This window comes from Thermotoga sp. 38H-to (assembly GCF_011057665.1).
Lineage (GTDB): Bacteria > Thermotogota > Thermotogae > Thermotogales > Thermotogaceae > Thermotoga.
The window spans coordinates 707,139-723,633 of the sequence record NZ_LNFZ01000001.1 but is presented as its reverse complement, the minus strand read 5'-3'; the positions used below and the strand labels follow the sequence as shown (position 1 = coordinate 723,633).

The 16,495-nt window shown below is 44.4% G+C and carries 16 protein-coding genes; 15 read left to right on the top strand and 1 reads right to left on the bottom strand.

The genetic code is table 11. The features are described 5' to 3' along the window. Positions 1 to 77 precede the first annotated feature (77 nt). Both AS158_RS03840 and ecfT read left to right on the top strand, forming a co-directional pair. Positions 78 to 2,462: an ATP-binding protein gene (locus AS158_RS03840; RefSeq protein WP_038052160.1), complete on the top strand. Its 2,385-nt coding sequence runs from the start codon at positions 78 to 80 to the stop codon at positions 2,460 to 2,462. Beyond that, on the top strand, positions 2,459 to 3,274 hold the full coding sequence (gene ecfT, locus AS158_RS03835) for an energy-coupling factor transporter transmembrane protein EcfT (RefSeq protein ID WP_038052162.1): 816 nt from the start codon (positions 2,459 to 2,461) through the stop codon (positions 3,272 to 3,274). Before AS158_RS03840 ends, ecfT begins: the two co-directional genes overlap by 4 nt. On the opposite strand, the gene AS158_RS03830 is transcribed toward ecfT, so the two are convergent. Next, a complete protein-coding gene (locus AS158_RS03830) occupies positions 3,200 to 4,159 on the bottom strand; it encodes an L-lactate dehydrogenase (protein ID WP_165304523.1) in 960 nt (319 codons plus the stop codon). The two genes, ecfT and AS158_RS03830, sit on opposite strands and share 75 nt — an antisense overlap. Here AS158_RS03830 and AS158_RS03825 point away from each other — a divergent pair. From AS158_RS03825 to AS158_RS03765, 13 genes are all read left to right on the top strand, one after another. Beyond that, positions 4,143 to 5,396 carry an LCP family protein gene (locus tag AS158_RS03825; protein WP_206516522.1) on the top strand — a complete coding sequence of 418 codons (1,254 nt, stop codon included), beginning with the start codon at positions 4,143 to 4,145 and terminating at the stop codon, positions 5,394 to 5,396. The two genes, AS158_RS03830 and AS158_RS03825, sit on opposite strands and share 17 nt — an antisense overlap. 4 nt (positions 5,397 to 5,400) lie before the next feature. Then, entirely contained in the window at positions 5,401 to 6,078 is a 678-nt protein-coding gene (nfi, locus tag AS158_RS03820) for an endonuclease V (protein ID WP_165304521.1), read from the top strand. 71 nt (positions 6,079 to 6,149) lie between these two features. Further along, complete coding sequence (locus AS158_RS03815) at positions 6,150 to 6,725, top strand: helix-turn-helix domain-containing protein (protein WP_165304520.1); 576 nt, start codon at positions 6,150 to 6,152, stop codon at positions 6,723 to 6,725. Further along, positions 6,713 to 7,252, top strand: coding sequence for a DUF4416 family protein (locus AS158_RS03810; protein ID WP_165304519.1), 540 nt, complete (start codon positions 6,713 to 6,715; stop codon positions 7,250 to 7,252). Before AS158_RS03815 ends, AS158_RS03810 begins: the two co-directional genes overlap by 13 nt. Next, on the top strand, positions 7,249 to 8,541 hold the full coding sequence (rimO, locus tag AS158_RS03805) for a 30S ribosomal protein S12 methylthiotransferase RimO (RefSeq protein ID WP_165304518.1): 1,293 nt from the start codon (positions 7,249 to 7,251) through the stop codon (positions 8,539 to 8,541). The genes AS158_RS03810 and rimO overlap by 4 nt, the downstream gene beginning before the upstream one ends. Beyond that, a complete protein-coding gene (pgsA, locus tag AS158_RS03800; protein ID WP_165304517.1) occupies positions 8,538 to 9,059 on the top strand; it encodes a CDP-diacylglycerol--glycerol-3-phosphate 3-phosphatidyltransferase in 522 nt (173 codons plus the stop codon). The genes rimO and pgsA overlap by 4 nt, the downstream gene beginning before the upstream one ends. A 3-nt stretch (positions 9,060 to 9,062) precedes the next feature. Then, positions 9,063 to 9,626 (top strand): RNA 2',3'-cyclic phosphodiesterase, encoded by a 564-nt coding sequence (thpR, locus tag AS158_RS03795; RefSeq protein ID WP_165304516.1) that lies wholly within the window; start codon positions 9,063 to 9,065, stop codon positions 9,624 to 9,626. Then, positions 9,619 to 10,689, top strand: a complete 1,071-nt coding sequence (recA, locus tag AS158_RS03790; protein WP_011943499.1) for a recombinase RecA — start codon at positions 9,619 to 9,621, stop codon at positions 10,687 to 10,689. The genes thpR and recA overlap by 8 nt, the downstream gene beginning before the upstream one ends. Beyond that, a complete protein-coding gene (locus AS158_RS03785; protein WP_011943500.1) occupies positions 10,619 to 11,104 on the top strand; it encodes a regulatory protein RecX in 486 nt (161 codons plus the stop codon). The genes recA and AS158_RS03785 overlap by 71 nt, the downstream gene beginning before the upstream one ends. Beyond that, complete coding sequence (gene rny / locus AS158_RS03780) at positions 11,104 to 12,627, top strand: ribonuclease Y (protein ID WP_011943501.1); 1,524 nt, start codon at positions 11,104 to 11,106, stop codon at positions 12,625 to 12,627. Before AS158_RS03785 ends, rny begins: the two co-directional genes overlap by 1 nt. Positions 12,628 to 12,832: 205 nt before the next feature. Then, positions 12,833 to 13,819 carry a LacI family DNA-binding transcriptional regulator gene (locus AS158_RS03775; protein WP_011943502.1) on the top strand — a complete coding sequence of 329 codons (987 nt, stop codon included), beginning with the start codon at positions 12,833 to 12,835 and terminating at the stop codon, positions 13,817 to 13,819. 29 nt (positions 13,820 to 13,848) lie between these two features. After that, positions 13,849 to 15,105, top strand: coding sequence for an extracellular solute-binding protein (locus AS158_RS03770; protein WP_012896069.1), 1,257 nt, complete (start codon positions 13,849 to 13,851; stop codon positions 15,103 to 15,105). A 48-nt stretch (positions 15,106 to 15,153) separates the two neighbouring features. After that, positions 15,154 to 16,485, top strand: coding sequence for a hypothetical protein (locus AS158_RS03765; protein ID WP_012896068.1), 1,332 nt, complete (start codon positions 15,154 to 15,156; stop codon positions 16,483 to 16,485). The last annotated feature ends 10 nt before the right edge of the window (positions 16,486 to 16,495 follow it).

Sequence of the window (16,495 nt, the reverse complement as noted above, 5' to 3'; positions counted from 1 at the left end):
CCGAACAGTTTTCTCCTCAAAATATTGTACAATAAAATGTGATCGTACAGAAAATTACTTCACAGGGAAGTGGGACGATGATCAGAAAATTGAAGCCCGATGAGATAAACAATTTCGACCTTGATTTTTTGAATTTCCAGACCACGGAAGAGGTCCCTCCAAACGAGGGTTTCATAGGTCAAAAGAGAGCAAAGGAGGCTATCGAGACGGGAATAAGAATCAAAGAAAAGGGTTACAACATCTTCGTCACGGGAGTGACGGGAACGGGAAGAAGAACCTTTGTCCAGATGATGCTCCAGGATGTTGCGAAGAAACTTCCCGTTCCAAATGACTGGGGATATGTTTACAATTTTGAGAATCCGTATGAACCAAAGGCTATTTCTTTCAAAGCGGGACAGGGAAGAAGGTTTAAAAGAAGACTCGAAGATTTGATCAACGAAGTGGTCGAAGTTTTGAATAAATCCTTCGAAAGTGAGGAGTTCGCAAGAAAAATTTCCGAAAAGGAAGAAAAATACGCTCTCATGAGAAAGCAGCTCTGGGAGAGTTTGGAGGCTAAAGCAAAGGAGCTCGGTTTCATGGTTCAGCTGACTCCAGCCGGTGTCGCTATGTTGCCTGTGGTGGATGGCAGACCACTCTCACCGGAGATGGTGGATGCTCTTCCAGATCAGGCCAAAAAAGAAATCGAAGAAAGGCAGATGAAGTTGAAGCACCTGGTGGACGGAACGCTCTACAGAATCAGGAAGCTGGACATCGAGTTCAGAAAATCCCTCGAAGAATTCCACAAAAGAACGGCCCTCTTCGCCATTGATCCACTCTTTGTTGAAGTGGAGAGTGAATTCGAAAACGAAGCCGTGAGGGAATTTCTCGAATCTATAAAGAAGGATATCGTAGAGAACCTTCTAGACTTTTTGAGAATGGACGCTCGGGAGAGAAAAGAGATCTATATGAGGAAGTACTCTTTGAATTTAATCGTAGACAACTCGGATCTCACTGGAGCTCCTGTCATTTATGAAACAAATCCCTCTTATTCCAACCTGTTCGGGAAGATTGAGTACTATGTGAGAGGTGGTTTTCTCCACACGGATTTCAATATGATAAGGCCGGGTAGTATCCACAAAGCAAATGGTGGCTTTTTGATCGTTGAAGCCGAACGACTTTTGAGTCAACCTTACGCGTGGTACAACCTGAAAAGGGTTCTCATGGAAACTCAGATTTCCGTTGAAAATCTTGAACATACTTTGGGAATTTCAAACACGATCACTCTGAAACCAGAAAAAATACCCCTTGATTTGAAAGTTGTCATCATTGGTACACCTTACCTGTACGAACTCCTTTACGAACTCGATCCAGACTTCAGGAAACTGTTCAGGATAAAAGCGGAGTTCGACTGGGAGATACCCAGAAACGAATTGAACGTTCAGAAGTACGTATCCTTCATCTCGTCCGTCTGTCGAGAAAAAAACCTTCCTCACTTCGACAAAGGTGCGGTGAAGAAAGTCATATGGTACGCAATGAGAAACGCCGGAAACAGCACGAAGCTTTCCGCTGTTTTTGGAGACATAGTGAATCTCATAGTTGAATCGGGGGAACTTGCAAGACTTGAAGGATCAGAAGTTACCACTTCCGATCACGTTCTCAAGGCCTATCAGGCTATGGAGAACAGAGTAAATCTCCTCGAAGAAAAGTACGACGAAATGATAAAAACATTCGATCTCATGATAGAGGTGACCGGATCCAGAGTGGGACAGATAAACGGTCTTACCGTTCTCGATCTTGGTGATCATTCTTTCGGTGTTCCAGTGAAAATCACTGCGAAGGTTTATCTTGGGAGGCCAGGTGTTGTTGACATTCAGCGTGAAGCAGATTTGAGTGGGAAAATCCACAGTAAGGCAGTTCTCATACTGGAGGGATTTCTAGGGAGTAGATACGCTCAGGACTTTCCGCTTTCTGTCGGTGCGTCTATCAGTTTCGAGCAAGTTTACAGTGAAGTGGAGGGAGACAGCGCTTCACTTGCGGAGGCACTGGCTCTCCTTTCTGCTATTTCTAAGGTGCCCATAAAACAGGGAATAGCCGTAACTGGTTCCATAAATCAGCACGGTGAGGTACAACCCGTTGGGGGAATCGTGGAAAAAGTAGAGGGTTTTTACAGGGCCTGTAAAACCCGTGGGTTCGATGGGAAACAGGGTGTGATCATACCCAAAGCCAACGCGAAAAATCTGGTGCTGAAAGATGAAATCGTCCAGGCTATGAAGAAAGGTCTCTTTCATATATGGACCGTGGAAACCATAGACGACGCGATTGAGATCGTTATGGGAATGAAGGCTGGAAAGATTACAAAGACCGGGAAATTCGAAAGAGACAGCGTGAATTATCTGGTCTACCGCGAATTGAAGAAGATGAAAAAGCTCCTCGACGGGGTTTCAGAAGAAAGAAAGAAAAAGAAGAGAAAGGGTAAAAAATGAGATTGCCAACGGTTCTGATAGGAAGATACATCCCGGTTGATTCAATTGTTCACAGACTCGATCCAAGAGCGAAACTCCTGGGTATGATCTTTCTCGTTTCTGCTATATTGATCGTACCCGATCTTTCGCTTTACCTTGTGCCGGGTCTGGCCATTTTTCTTCTTATGTTTCTGAGCCGAACAGGATTCAGAGTTTACCTTGCGGGACTTAGGAGTCTTTGGTTCTTCCTCGTGTTTGCGGTTCTGATTCAGTTCTTTTCCTCACCAGAGGGTGAAAAGATCTTCTGGATAATCACCGACAGAGCCATATGGTCTGCCGTTTACATCATGCTCAGACTGGTACTCATAATCCTCCTCGCCGAGAATTTCTCTGCCACCACTCCTCCCTTGCTTTCTGCCAGGGCCATAGAAAGTATCTTCTCGATATTCGGTGCCAGGAAAATCGGCCATGAAATAGGAATGGTGATGACTATTGCGATGAGATTCGTTCCTATTCTGGCGCTCGAAGCGGACAGGATCTTGAAGGCTCAGATCGCCAGGGGAGCAAACTTCGAAAGAGGGAAGTTTTTCGACAGAATAAGAGCGCTCGTGGTGATAATAGTGCCTCTTCTCATATCGGCCCTCAGAAAAGCCGAAGAGCTGGCTGTAGCCATGGAAGCCCGCCTCTACACAGGTGAGCCTCCAAGAATACGGTTCAAAGACATAAAGTGGAAACCGATAGATACAATCTATGTCCTCTCAACCGCTGGTGTTCTGATGCTTGTTCTCTTCGGTCGTTATTTCGTCGATGGCGTTCTTCAATATGGAGGCTGACTTTCTGAAGGCATCCAGTTCTTCTTCGTTCAATTCCAGTTCGAGAATTCTTTCCACACCGTTCTTTCCAAGGGTCACAGGGACGCTGATACAGATGTCTTTTACACCAAGGTAATCTTCGAGGTAGACGGAAAGCGTCAACACTCTCTTTTCGTCGAAGAAGATGCTCTCCACTATGTCGGCCACAGCGAGAGCTATAGCGTAGTGGGTGGCACCCTTTCTTTCTATGATCTCGTATGCGGCTCTTTTGGTTTTTTCGGCGAAATTTACCAATATCTTCGAATCACACTTCTGACAGATCTGACACATGTTCTTTAGAGGAATACCTCCTATCATAGCACCGCTCCACACGGGAACCTCTGAATCTCCGTGCTCTCCTATCACATACACGTGCACACTTTTTGGCGAAAATCCGCAGTGTTGAGCTATCAACGTTCTGAGTCTTGCCGTGTCAAGTACTGTTCCAGAACCGAACACCATCCTGGGATCCATTCCAGACTCTTTGAGGAAGAAATACGTGAGAACATCAACAGGATTCGTAACCACGATGACAATCGAATCGGGAGCGTATTTGGAGATGTTTCTCGCAATTTCTTTCATCACTCTCGCGTTCCTCCCAAGAAGCTGAAGCCTTGTCTCTCCTGGTTTCTGAGGCACTCCCGCAGCAACGATAACCACGTCTGATCCTCTTAGATCTGGGTAGTCTCCGGCGTAGATGTTCGCTCTTCTTGTGAAAGGTGTTCCGTGAATGAGATCGAGTGCGTCTCCTTCGGCTCTTTTCTTATCGACGTCTATCAAAACCATTTCCCTCGCAAAACCTTTCATCAGAAGTGCAAAGGCTGTGCTGGAACCGACCCTTCCAAGCCCTATGATACCTATTTTCATCAGAATCACCTCCCCGGTGATAGAATACAGTCAGGGTGATATCGTGTTGAAGAAAATCTTTCTGTCACTTTCAATTAGTTTAGCCTTCTTTTTAATTATATCATCCTTCTTTTTACTGGATAAGATGGTATCTTATCTCTTCAAGGGTGAGGTGAAAAACCCTTACGTGTTTCTCGTTCTGGGAAAAGATAAAGAGATCGAACACACCGTTCGAACCGATGTGATAGTTGTTGGTGTGCTGGACTGGAAAAAAGGAAATCTCTCTTTTGTATCGATACCCAGGGATTTGATGATAGAGGGAAAAAAGATCAACGCGATTTACAACACTTATGGAATGGAAAAACTATTTCAGATCATCGAATCACTTCTGGGACAGAAGCCGGATTCTTACGTGATATTCAACTACGAGGCTTTCAAAATACTCGGGGATGAACTGGGACCAATAGAGGTGATACCGAACGAGGTCATGTTTTATGAAGATCTGTCGCAGAATCTCGTCATAGATTTCAAACCTGGGGTTCCTTACAAATTGAATGGAGAACAGCTTCTTGCGTACATAAGATACAGAAAAGACTCCATGGGGGATCTTGCCCGAATAGAAAGACAGAAGGATGTACTGAAGAAACTCCTCAGCAAGGCCCTTTCAAGAAATCCTCTCGAAATTTCCGTACTTTACAAAAAGATAAGTCCTTACATCGAAACGGATATCGGTCTTCCAGAGATTCTAACGCTCTTTTCTAAACTGAAAAACGGTATTAGAATGAGTTTTTCGATCCTTCCATACAAGATGGATAACGACGGAAACGTTTTTGTGGATGAAAAAAGACTCGTTTCTTTCAAAGAGAATCTCATTGGAAGCAGTGTTCAGGAAAAATACCGCGTGAACTTCCTCGTTGTGAACACCTCATCGCTTGTTTCGAGGGTATTCGAAGCCAACCTGAGGGGAGTGTGGAAAGACAGGGTTGGATTCGAACCGGACCGTGTTGTCTGGGAAGACGTGGGAATATCGCAGAAATTCGAGGGAGACCATGTCTTCATAGGGGAACCGGAAAAGGAGGACTATATCCTGGAAATTCTGAGGAAAGCGCATCCTTCCAGGCATTTTACGGTGCACAGGTTCGACAGACCGGGAGATTACACAATGTACTACACGATACTGGAAAGTCTCGTAAAAAACAGAATATATCCTGATTTTCCGGTATCTGCTTTGATTCTGATAGACGATTTCAGGGAGTGATTCGATGAATTACAGAAAGCTCCACAAATGGGATCTTTCTCCGGAGGAAGCGATAAAGGTGCAGAACGAACTCAGAAAGAAGATAAAACTCGTTCCATACGAAAGAGAACCAGAGTACGTGGCGGGAGTGGACCTTTCGTTTCCGGGAAAAGAAGAAGGGCTCGCGGTGATAGTGGTACTCGAATATCCTTCTTTCAAAATATTAGAGGTCGTTTCTGAAAGGGGAGAGATAACTTTTCCCTACATTCCGGGGCTCCTTGCTTTCAGAGAAGGACCTCTGTTCTTGAAGGCCTGGGAAAAGCTGAGAACGAAACCCGATGTTGTGGTCTTCGATGGTCAGGGACTGGCACATCCCAGAAAACTTGGGATAGCCTCCCACATGGGACTCTTCATAGAGATCCCGACCATTGGTGTGGCAAAATCCAGACTGTATGGAACGTTCAAAATGCCTGAAGATAAAAGGTGTTCCTGGAGTTATCTCTACGACGGCGAGGAGATAATAGGCTGTGTAATCAGAACAAAGGAAGGAAGTGCTCCTATCTTCGTGTCTCCGGGCCATCTCATGGACATTGAAAGTTCGAAAAGACTGATCAAGGCTTTTACCTTACCCGGAAGAAGGATACCGGAACCCACCAGACTGGCACACATCTACACACAACGGCTCAAAAAAGGCCTTTTCTGAAAGATTTTTCGGCTGTGATAAAATAAATTCAGCCTCAGGATACCAGACACGGGGGTCTGGAGGAGATTGTTTTGAGCGAAAAATGGAAGGAACTCGGTGAGACTTTCAGAAAGAAGAGGGAAGAAAGAGGAATAACCCTTCTCGACGCTTCTCTGTTCACGAACATAAATCCATCGAAATTGAAACGGATAGAGGAAGGGGATCTGAAGGGGCTCGACGCAGAAGTCTATATAAAAAGCTACATAAAACGATATTCGGAGTTTCTCGAACTTTCTCCAGATGAGATGCTTAAACTGTACGAAGAAGGCAAGGAGGAAGCATCTGAAGAAGTTGAAGAAAAGAAGCCGAGAAAAAAGAAGGAGAGAGAAAAGACAAAAGACCTGGTGATGTTCTTTTTTCTGATAGCAGGACTGGTTCTTCTTCTGTTTTCAGCAGTGGAGAATGTGAAACTGCGGCAGACACCGCCTGCTTATCTTGTTGCACCAGAGGAGACGATTGTGAACGGTAAAAGTGTGAGTGGAGAGATTCCTCTTCAAGAAGGGAAATACACTGTCGAATCCAGAAGTGATGTAGTCCTGAAAACAGCTTCCGAGGAATGGACAGTGAAGATCAGAAAGTTCGAGGTGAATGTTTCATGGGAGAAGTGAAGGCACCTGACATGGTGAATCTTGTGATGTTCATATTCGCATCGCACATAGATTACTGGTTCAACGAAGTGAGGCCAGTTCTTGAAGAACGTTTTGGACCCATGGACTACGTTTCGGACGTGCTCGATTTCGAGAAGTACACTCTTTACTATTCAGAAGAGATGGGGCAGGGTTTGAAGGGAAGACTCGTGAGTTTTGAAAGGCTCGTCCATCCTTTCCAACTGGCGGATATAAAACGCGAAACCAATGAGATAGAGAAGATGTTCTCGATAGAAGGAAAGAGAAAAGTCAACATAGATCCGGGATACATTCATCACACACAGTTCGTTCTCGCTTCCACCAAACACTGGGGAAACCGCATCTACATAGGTAAGGGAATCTACGCAGAGGTAACACTGGTTTATGTGCGAGGAGAATTCAGGCACATGGAGTTCACCTATCCAAATTACAGGGAAGAAGAGTACAAAAAGCACCTTGAAAAGATCAGAGAATTGTATCTCAAAAAGAGGAGGAAAATGATGAAGTGAGGTTTGGTATAAAGGTTCTGGGATGTCCAAAAAACGAAGCGGATTGTGAAGTCCTGGCAGGTGTGTTGAGAGAAAGAGGTCACGAGGTAGTCTTCGATGTGAAGGATGCGGAGGTGATTGTGTTGGACACCTGTGCTTTCATAGAGGACGCGAAGAGAGAATCAATAGATGAAATCTTCTCTTTCATAGACGCAAAGGATCAGTACGGTTACAAACTGGTTGTTAAAGGTTGTCTCGTTCAGCGTTATTACGAAGAACTGAAAAAAGAAATCCCCGAGGTAGATCAGTGGATAGGTGTTGCAGGTCCCGAAGAGATAGCGAATGCCCTTGAAGAAGGTACGGATCTTGTTCCAGATCGACCAGAGACCGTGTACAGATACAGAAAAAGAATCGATCTGGAGGAGCGACCCTACGCTTACGTGAAGATATCCGACGGTTGTGACAGGGGATGCACTTTCTGTTCCATACCTTTGTTCAAAGGAAGTCTGAGAAGCAGGAGCATAGAAGACATAACGTACGAGGTGGAAGATCTTTTGAAAGAAGGAAAAAAGGAAATAATCCTCGTCGCTCAGGACACAACGTCCTATGGGATCGATCTCTATAGGAAACAAGCACTGCCTGATCTTCTGAGGAAACTGAACAGTCTAAACGGTGAGTTTTGGATCAGGGTTATGTACCTTCATCCGGATCATCTGACAGAGGAAATAATAAGCGCAATGCTGGAACTGGATAAGGTTGTAAAGTATTTCGATGTTCCGGTGCAGCATGGAAGCGATAAAATATTGAAACTAATGGGACGAACGAAGAGTTCAGAAGAATTGAAAAAAATGCTTTCGAGCATCAGAAAAAGGTTTCCAGACGCTGTCCTCAGAACGAGTATAATCTTGGGATTTCCGGGAGAAACTGAAGAAGACTTCGAAGAACTTAAGCGCTTCGTGGAAGAAATCCAGTTTGACAAACTCGGAGCTTTTGTTTATTCGGACGAAGAGGGAACGGTTGCTTTCAACCTCAAAGAAAAGGTTGACCCGGAAGTGGCGAAAAGAAGGCAGGAAGAACTGCTCCTTCTTCAGGTGGAGATTTCAAACAGCAGACTTGATAGATTCGTTGGAAGAAAATTGAAGTTCCTAGTAGAAGGAAAAGAAGGGAAGTTTCTTGTGGGAAGGACCTGGTCGGAAGCACCTGAAGTGGATGGAGTAGTTTTTGTAAGGGGAAAAGGGAGAACAGGAGACTTTCTTGAAGTGGTGATAAAAGAGCACGACGAGTACGACATGTGGGGGTCAGTGATATGAATCTTGCGAACTTTTTTTCTTTGCTGAGAGCAGTGCTGGTAATTCCTGTTGTCTGGTTTTACATGGAAGGATGGCTCTCTTTGTCGTTCTTAGTTTTTATGTTTGCTGCTTTCACAGATTATCTCGATGGTTTTTTTGCAAGGAAGAAAAACCAGGTAACGGATTTTGGAAAGGTCTTCGATCAGGTTTCTGACAAGATTCTCGTGATATCCACGGCAGTGGCCATGTTGGATGTCCTTCCGTTGTGGTACGTTCTGGTTATCTTTGCAAGGGACACCTTTATAAACGGACTCAGGATACTCGCAGCTAGTAAGGGAAACGTCGTGCCAGCAAGGTGGATAGGGAAGGCGAAGACTGTTTTTCAGTTTGTGGTGCTGATCGGTGCGTATCTCTTCGAGATGGGCTTTTTGAGTAACACATTTCTCATGTTCTTTGTGGTGCTCTCATTTGCAGTAACGGTGATCTCTTGGATCACGTACATGATCGACATTGCAAGAATCACGAAATTGGAGGGATAGTTTATGAGGACCTTCATTGCTATCGATGTCAACGAAGAAGTCAAGAAGCAAGCCTCTGAGATCATAGAAAAACTCATGAAAAGGGGTTTTGGTGCAACGTGGGTTTCTGAAGAAAACATGCACCTCACGCTTTTTTTCCTGGGAGAGGTTGACGAGCAGAAGATCTCTGAAATATCCGAACACCTCTGTAGAAGGGTGAGAGGATTTCCTTCTTTTTCGTTCACTGTGAAGGGTTTTGGGTACTTCAAAAGGAAGATGTCTCCGCGCGTCTTCTGGCTTGGAGTGGAGAACACCGATCGCCTGATGAAACTCTACGAAGAGCTCAGAAACGAGCTGTCTCATCACGGTTTTTCGTTTGAAGAGAAGTTCGTACCTCACATTACGATTGGAAGGGTGAAGTACTACCCAGACAAGTGGGAAAAACTGATCGAAGACATCGATTTTCCGCCCATCGAAGTTGCGGTGGACAGATTCAAAATTTACTCGTCCACGTTAACACCGACAGGTCCTATCTACAGAGTTCTTTACGAATGCCAGTTCGAAGGAGGATTGATCAAGTATGTCTGATGAAAAACAGAAAAAGAGTGTCCTGGAGAAAGCACTGAAAAGAATAGAAGAAAACTTTGGAAAGGGTTCCATAATGATCCTGGGTGATGAAACCCAGGTTCAGCCTGTAGAGGTGATACCAACAGGATCTCTCGCCATCGATATCGCAACGGGTGTTGGAGGATACCCAAGAGGAAGGATCGTGGAGATTTTTGGTCAGGAATCGAGTGGAAAAACCACCCTCGCGCTCCACGCCATAGCAGAGGCCCAAAAGATGGGAGGAGTGGCTGCTTTCATAGACGCAGAACACGCACTGGATCCTGTTTACGCGAAAAACCTCGGAGTGGATCTGAAAAGTCTTCTTATTTCTCAACCTGATCATGGAGAACAGGCACTCGAAATAGTGGATGAACTTGTGAGGAGCGGTGTGGTCGACCTCATAGTTGTTGATTCCGTCGCGGCTCTCGTTCCCAGAGCGGAAATAGAAGGTGCCATGGGAGACATGCAGGTGGGTCTTCAGGCGCGTCTCATGTCGCAAGCACTGAGAAAGATCGCGGGAAGTGTGAACAAATCCAAGGCGGTAGTTATATTCACAAACCAGATCAGAATGAAGATAGGCGTTATGTTTGGAAGCCCGGAAACCACGACCGGCGGACTCGCCTTGAAATTCTACGCAACCATGAGGATGGAAGTCAGGAGGGGTGAACCTATAAAGGAAGGAAAAGATGTGATAGGCAACGTGATAAGTGTAAAGATCGTGAAGAACAAGGTTGCTCCTCCGTTCAAAACCGCTCAGACGTACATCATATACGGGAAAGGGATCGATAGAGAGTACGAGCTGTTCAATATCGCTGTTGAGGAAAGCATGGTAGAAAGAAAAGGTAGCTGGTATTACTACACCACTCTCAAAGGTGAGGAAGTTTCCCTTGGGCAGGGAAGCTCGAACGCCGTTCAGTTTCTCAAAGATAACCCTGAAATAGCAGGAGAGATCGAAAGGAGAATAAGAGAAAAATATGGATTACTATCAGTGGAGAAAGAAGAACAGAAGAAGGAAGAGAAATCTTCAGACGAAGAAGCCTCTTAATTATGCGTTGAAGCTCCTAAAGTATCGAGTCAGATTTGAAGACGAACTTCGCGAGCGGTTGAAGAAACAGGGCTTCGCAGATGAGGAAGTGGAAAGTACCATTAATACCTTGAAGAAGCAGGGATATCTGGACGATGAAAAAGCGGCTTATCTCTTTGCACTCGACGAAATGCGGTTGAAACTCTTTGGACCGAGAGTTGTGAGGATGAAGCTCAAATCACTTGGAGTGGATGAAGAGATCATAGAAAGAGCGATCGAAAAGGCTCTGGAGGAGATCGATTTTCACGAAGAATTGAAGAGATTGAAAGGTCGATTCAAAGATCGATGGGAGTTAAGAGATTATCTCTACAGAAGAGGGTTCGATCCTTCTCTCATCGAGGAAATTCTCAATAAAATAGATGGAGGTGAAGAATGATGCTGTGGTACATAGTAGCAGGAGCCGGTGGTCTTCTGATTGGATACTTAATAGCAAGTTATCAGATAAATCAAAAGCTCAGAAAAGCGAAAGAAGACGCTCAAACCATAATCGAGAAAGCAGAAAAAGAAGCAAACGAGATAAAAAAGAAAGCGATAATAGAAGGAAGAGAGGAAGTTCACAGGCTCAGAGAGGAATTCGAGAAAGAGCGATCCAGAAGAGAAGAAGAATTGAGAGCGTTTGAGGAAAGAATTTTAAAGAGAGAAGAACTCCTGACGAGGAAAGAGGAAAACCTTGAAAAAAGGGAACATCAGATTGAGGAACTCAAAGCAAATCTGGAAGAGAAAATGAGAGAGGTCGAAGAAAAGGAAAAAAGAATCGACGAAGAATTGAAGCGTCTTGCCGGTATGACTGTGGAAGAAGCAAGAGAGCTCATTCTCGAAGAAGCCAGGCAGAGGTACGAACACGACCTTGCGAAACTCTACAAAGAGATGAAAGAACAGGTTGAAGAAGAAGTCGAAAAGGAAGCCAAGAAAGTCATAGCATTCGCTGTTCAGAGATACGCACCGGATTATGTAGGAGAAATCACCGTTTCTACCGTTTCACTTCCGTCGGACGACATGAAGGGAAGAATCATAGGCAGAGAAGGAAGAAACATCAGAACGTTTGAAAAGATCACGGGTGTGGACTTGATAATAGACGACACCCCGGAAGTGGTGGTTCTTTCCTGCTTTAACCCTCTGAGAAGAGAGATAGCCCGTATCACACTGGAAAAACTGGTGGCGGATGGAAGAATACATCCTGCAAGGATCGAAGAAATGTACGAAAAAGCAAAGCAGGAAGTGGAGAAAGCCATAAAAGAAGCTGGACAAGAGGCGACGTTCAAAGCGGGTGTTATGGGGCTCCATCCGGAGCTTGTGAAACTCCTTGGAAAATTGAAATACAGAACGAGCTATGGCCAAAACGTTCTGAACCATTCGATAGAAGTGGCTCTGCTCGCCGGTTACATGGCTTCTGAACTTGGGCTAAACGCGGACAAAGCGAGAAGAGGAGGACTCCTCCACGATATAGGAAAAGCTGTTGATCAGGAGCTGGAAGGTTCACACACGACCATAGGTGCAGAGCTTGCCCGAAGATACGGAGAAAAAGAAGACATCATAAACATGATTCTCAGCCATCACGGAGAAGAAGAACCCATGACACCTGAAGCAGTACTCGTGGCAGCTGCCGATGCTCTCTCTGCGGCAAGACCAGGTGCGAGAAGAGAGAGTCTGGAAAACTACATCAAACGTCTTATGAAGCTGGAGGAGATAGCAAAAAGCTTCAAGTACGTTGAAAAGGCCTACGCCATTCAGGCTGGAAGAGAAATTAGAGTGATTGTGGAACCCGACAAAGTGGATGACGCTCTCGCTGAAAAACTCGCCTACGATATTTCTAAAAAGATAGAAGAAGAGCTCGAGTATCCTGGTGTTCTGAAAGTTGTGGTGATAAGAGAGAAAAGAAGCGTCGCTTACGCAAAGTAAGAGTTTTGGTACGGAAAACCTTCAAGCCCCCATCAGGGGGCTTTTGTTTTTTGTGAATTTTGATTAAAATTGAGATTTTGCATCATAATCCTGAATAATTTCTCTTAATTGGAAATAGTTGAAGTTATTCGTCTGAAATAGATCTTGATTTAACACGGAGATTTTTGTATAAACGATATGTAAGCGCTTACAGGAGGTGTAATCTGTGCCAACAATAGAAGATGTCGCAAAGCTTGCCGGGGTTTCCATCGCAACTGTTTCAAGAGTGATAAACGGTTCGGGTTATGTTTCGGAAAAAACAAGATATAAAGTCTGGAAAGCCATTGAAGAGCTGGGTTATAAGCCAGAGATTTCAGCGAAGCTCCTTGCTTCGAAGGGAAAACTGTTCAATATCCATGTGTTTGCCAGTAAAAGAATACTGTCGCCTCTTCAAAGCAATGGCATTTTGGGAGAGTTCTACGGAGTGATAATAAGAGCCATTGAGGAAAATTGTGGAAGACTTGGAATGAATGTAGAACTGAAAATGCTCGAGAACTTTTTTGAGTCAAATGGAGCCGATGGTTACATATTCATAGGGGGAGATCTCTCGGAGAAGACTTTGAAGGAAATCAAATCGAGGAAGAAACCTTTTGTTCTGGTGGACCATTACATTCCCGGAGAGCGTGTGGATTGTGTGATAAGTGACGGATACGATGGAGCGCTTTATGCGACAAATTACCTCATTTCTAAAGGTTTCAGACGAATCGTTCACATTCACGGTCCGCTGCATCCATACGGTTTCAAGATGAGATACGACGGTTATAAAGACGCAATGGAAAAAGCAGGATTAATGCCTCGATTTTATGAGTGCGATGACACAGAAGAAGGAACCAGAAAAGTTATCGACATCATGTTGAACTCTTATGGCACACCGGAAGCTATTTTCACTTCCAACGATAGCATCGCGTTCTGGACGATAAAACGCCTCAAAGAGCATGGTATCAGAGTGCCAGAAGATGTTTCTGTAATAGGTTTTGACGATATTGTTGATGCTGAAAACTTCGATCCTCCTTTGACGACACTGAGGGTCTTCAAGTACGAAATGGGCTGTCTTGCGTGTAAGCGCTTACATGAATTGCTAACTGGCATTAATCCACACCCTGTTCGCATTCTTGTTTTCACACAGTTTGTAAAGAGAAAAAGCACAAAATAACATCAACCTTTTATAAAGGAGGGATACGTATGTGGAAGAGAGTACTTCTTGTTATGCTCGTTGTTCTTTCTGTCTTTGCATTCGCCGAGGTCAAGAAAATAGTGTTCTGGACAGCACCAAACCCGAATCAGGAAACTTTCTGGAAAGAACTCGTTGAAAAGTGGAACGCAGAACATCCGGATGTTCAGATCGAGTGGTCGGTTATCCCAGCCGCTGGAAGTTCTGAAGAAGCCATTTTGAACGCTATCGCAGCTGGAAACGCACCAGATATTTGTACCAACATATTCAGTGGCTTTGCTGCCCAGCTCGCAGAAGAACTGGATGTTCTCGTTGCTTTCGATGAGGAGTTTGGAGAAGAGTTTTGGAAACTTGCGGACGCAAGGAAAATGAGAGGCATACTCGAGGGCTGGAAGCTCAACGGACATTACTACGTCATACCCATTTACTCCAACCCCATGCTCTTCTGGTGGAGAGGAGATCTTCTGAAAGAACTTGGATACGAAAAACCTCCAAGAACTTACTCTGAGATTTACGAACTGGCAAAGAAATGGGTTGTTCCGAAAGAAAAGTACGTTATAAGAGCAGTCGCTGGGAGAAACTGGTGGGACAGATGGTTCGACTTCATAACGTTCTACTATGCGGCAAGTGGTGGAAAACCCTACATCGAAAATGGTAAAGCCGTCTTCAATAACGAGTACGGAAAAGCCGTCGCTGAATTCATCTACACACTTTTCAAGAACGGTTGGACCGCTGTGGATCTGGGCCAAGATCCTTTCGAAAACGGTACGATCCTTGGTCAGCTCATGGGACCATGGCACCTGAGCTACACAAAAGAACACTATCCCGAAGTGTACCCGCACATAGTGATGACACCTCCTCCCGTTCCAGATAATTACCCCGAAGACAAACCAATCTACACCTTTGCGGATACTAAAGGACTCGTTATGTTCGAACATTGCAAATACAAGAAGGAAGCCTTTGAATTCATCAAATGGGTCTTCTCCAACGCACAGAACGACGCACGCTGGATCGAGCTCACAAGGATGCCGCCCGCAAGAGAAGATCTTGGAACGAATCCGGTGTTCGCCGAGTACATGAAGGATCCTTACTTTGCAAAGATCGCAGAAGCTGTGGCTTACGCTGTACCGCCTGCGCTGATTACCAACACAATAGACGTCCAGAACGCCATGACCACATATCTGATGGAGCCTCTCATGTATCTGAAAGCTACACCCGAAGAGGCTCTAAAACAGGCTGTTAAAGAAATCAACGCACTCCTGTGGTGAGGGGGGATTTCCCTCTCACCTTTATTTTTCCTTATTGGGGGTGAAATTATGAAAGGTTTCTTTGTGTCAATGTTACTTCTAATTAGTTTTGTTCTTTTCGGCACCAATTTTTCGATACCTGTAGTAGCTGGGGATGTTGAAGTACCTGTTGTTATGAAATTTTCGCATTTTCTTGACTTAATACCAGAAGATTTCGAGCCTGTCTGGGATAGTATTAGGATTTACTTTGATGGAAAGGAAATCCCTTATCAAGTGGAAGATGTTGATGGAAACGGCAAAATTTCAGCACAAGATTATCTTGTGTTTCTTGCAAAAGGAAAAGGAGAAATTGTGTTTTCAGATGAGAGAGTGAGTAAACCTGAATATGAAAAGGTTTTTGATGTGATTGAGACAGAAACTGGTTGGGAGATAAAATCTGAAAAAATTGGAGCAACAGTCAACAAACGGGGTCTTGCGAAGATCATCAGATACGAAAATATTGAAGGTACTATTTTGGATGAAATAGGCATAGCTAGAGTGAGTGGTTGGCCAGAATCGACTTTCTATGTTGATGGAAATCTTGGCAATCACTATGAAGAAACTTCAGGTGCTTTCAGAATAGTTTCTGTGAAAATAATAGGCGCTGGTCCTGTTGCCGCTGGTATAATGACAACCCTGGCCTCTGAAAAGTTTAGAGGTTTGATACAAAATCTGGTGGTTCATATTTTCTGCAATGGTGATATACTTGTTGACAATTCTTTTGAATTCGAGAATTACGCTGATATAATGAAACTTCAGACGATGGTAACAAGACCTTTGGCAATTCTGTTTGAAGACACTTTACATATACTTCCTGTTTTCAGAAGACTGATCTGGGCTGATCAGTTAGGCGTCACTCCTTACGAGTATTGGTTGGAAAGGAATGCAGTGACCTGGGTTGATAAGTTACCCTACATCGTTTTTCCTGCAAAAGATAGTATGAAACCTCTCTGGTGGGGGGCAACTTATATATTCGCTTCCATGGAACGCTGGAGAACAAACTTTTCACCCATTGCACGAATAGGCGTGGCAGAAATACTCCCCGAGAATCCACTTGTTCCTTCAGACTATAGGAAATGGCTCGATGGGGACACCTGGATATATGAAAGTCTTGAATTCAGGGATGGTGTTTTTAAGTGGATGCCCAGTGAGTTCGAGGTTTATTCCGCCACAAAGGGAATCTATTCTATGAGACTGGAAGATATGCCAAACAGATACAAATACGGCGATGTTGTTCGTCATCTCAGACTCTTCAGTATTTATGAGGCTGAAGGTGTAGAATCCGCCGTACGATTTTTAGAGAAAAAGAGTGAATCTTTCAGAAATCTGAAGATTGGGGGGAAACCCTTCAGAGAATTTTGATGGGGGTTTT

Coding starts and splice junctions, on each gene's coding strand:
- recA (WP_011943499.1), top strand. CDS start 9,619: ATGTCTGATGAAAAACAGAAAAAGAGTGTCCTGGAGAAAGCACTGAAA.
- AS158_RS03765 (WP_012896068.1), top strand. CDS start 15,154: ATGAAAGGTTTCTTTGTGTCAATGTTACTTCTAATTAGTTTTGTTCTT.
- rny (WP_011943501.1), top strand. CDS start 11,104: ATGCTGTGGTACATAGTAGCAGGAGCCGGTGGTCTTCTGATTGGATAC.
- ecfT (WP_038052162.1), top strand. CDS start 2,459: ATGAGATTGCCAACGGTTCTGATAGGAAGATACATCCCGGTTGATTCA.
- AS158_RS03830 (WP_165304523.1), bottom strand. CDS start 4,159: ATGAAAATAGGTATCATAGGGCTTGGAAGGGTCGGTTCCAGCACAGCC.
- AS158_RS03825 (WP_206516522.1), top strand. CDS start 4,143: ATGATACCTATTTTCATCAGAATCACCTCCCCGGTGATAGAATACAGT.
- AS158_RS03840 (WP_038052160.1), top strand. CDS start 78: ATGATCAGAAAATTGAAGCCCGATGAGATAAACAATTTCGACCTTGAT.
- AS158_RS03770 (WP_012896069.1), top strand. CDS start 13,849: ATGTGGAAGAGAGTACTTCTTGTTATGCTCGTTGTTCTTTCTGTCTTT.
- AS158_RS03785 (WP_011943500.1), top strand. CDS start 10,619: ATGGATTACTATCAGTGGAGAAAGAAGAACAGAAGAAGGAAGAGAAAT.
- nfi (WP_165304521.1), top strand. CDS start 5,401: ATGAATTACAGAAAGCTCCACAAATGGGATCTTTCTCCGGAGGAAGCG.
- pgsA (WP_165304517.1), top strand. CDS start 8,538: ATGAATCTTGCGAACTTTTTTTCTTTGCTGAGAGCAGTGCTGGTAATT.
- AS158_RS03810 (WP_165304519.1), top strand. CDS start 6,713: ATGGGAGAAGTGAAGGCACCTGACATGGTGAATCTTGTGATGTTCATA.
- thpR (WP_165304516.1), top strand. CDS start 9,063: ATGAGGACCTTCATTGCTATCGATGTCAACGAAGAAGTCAAGAAGCAA.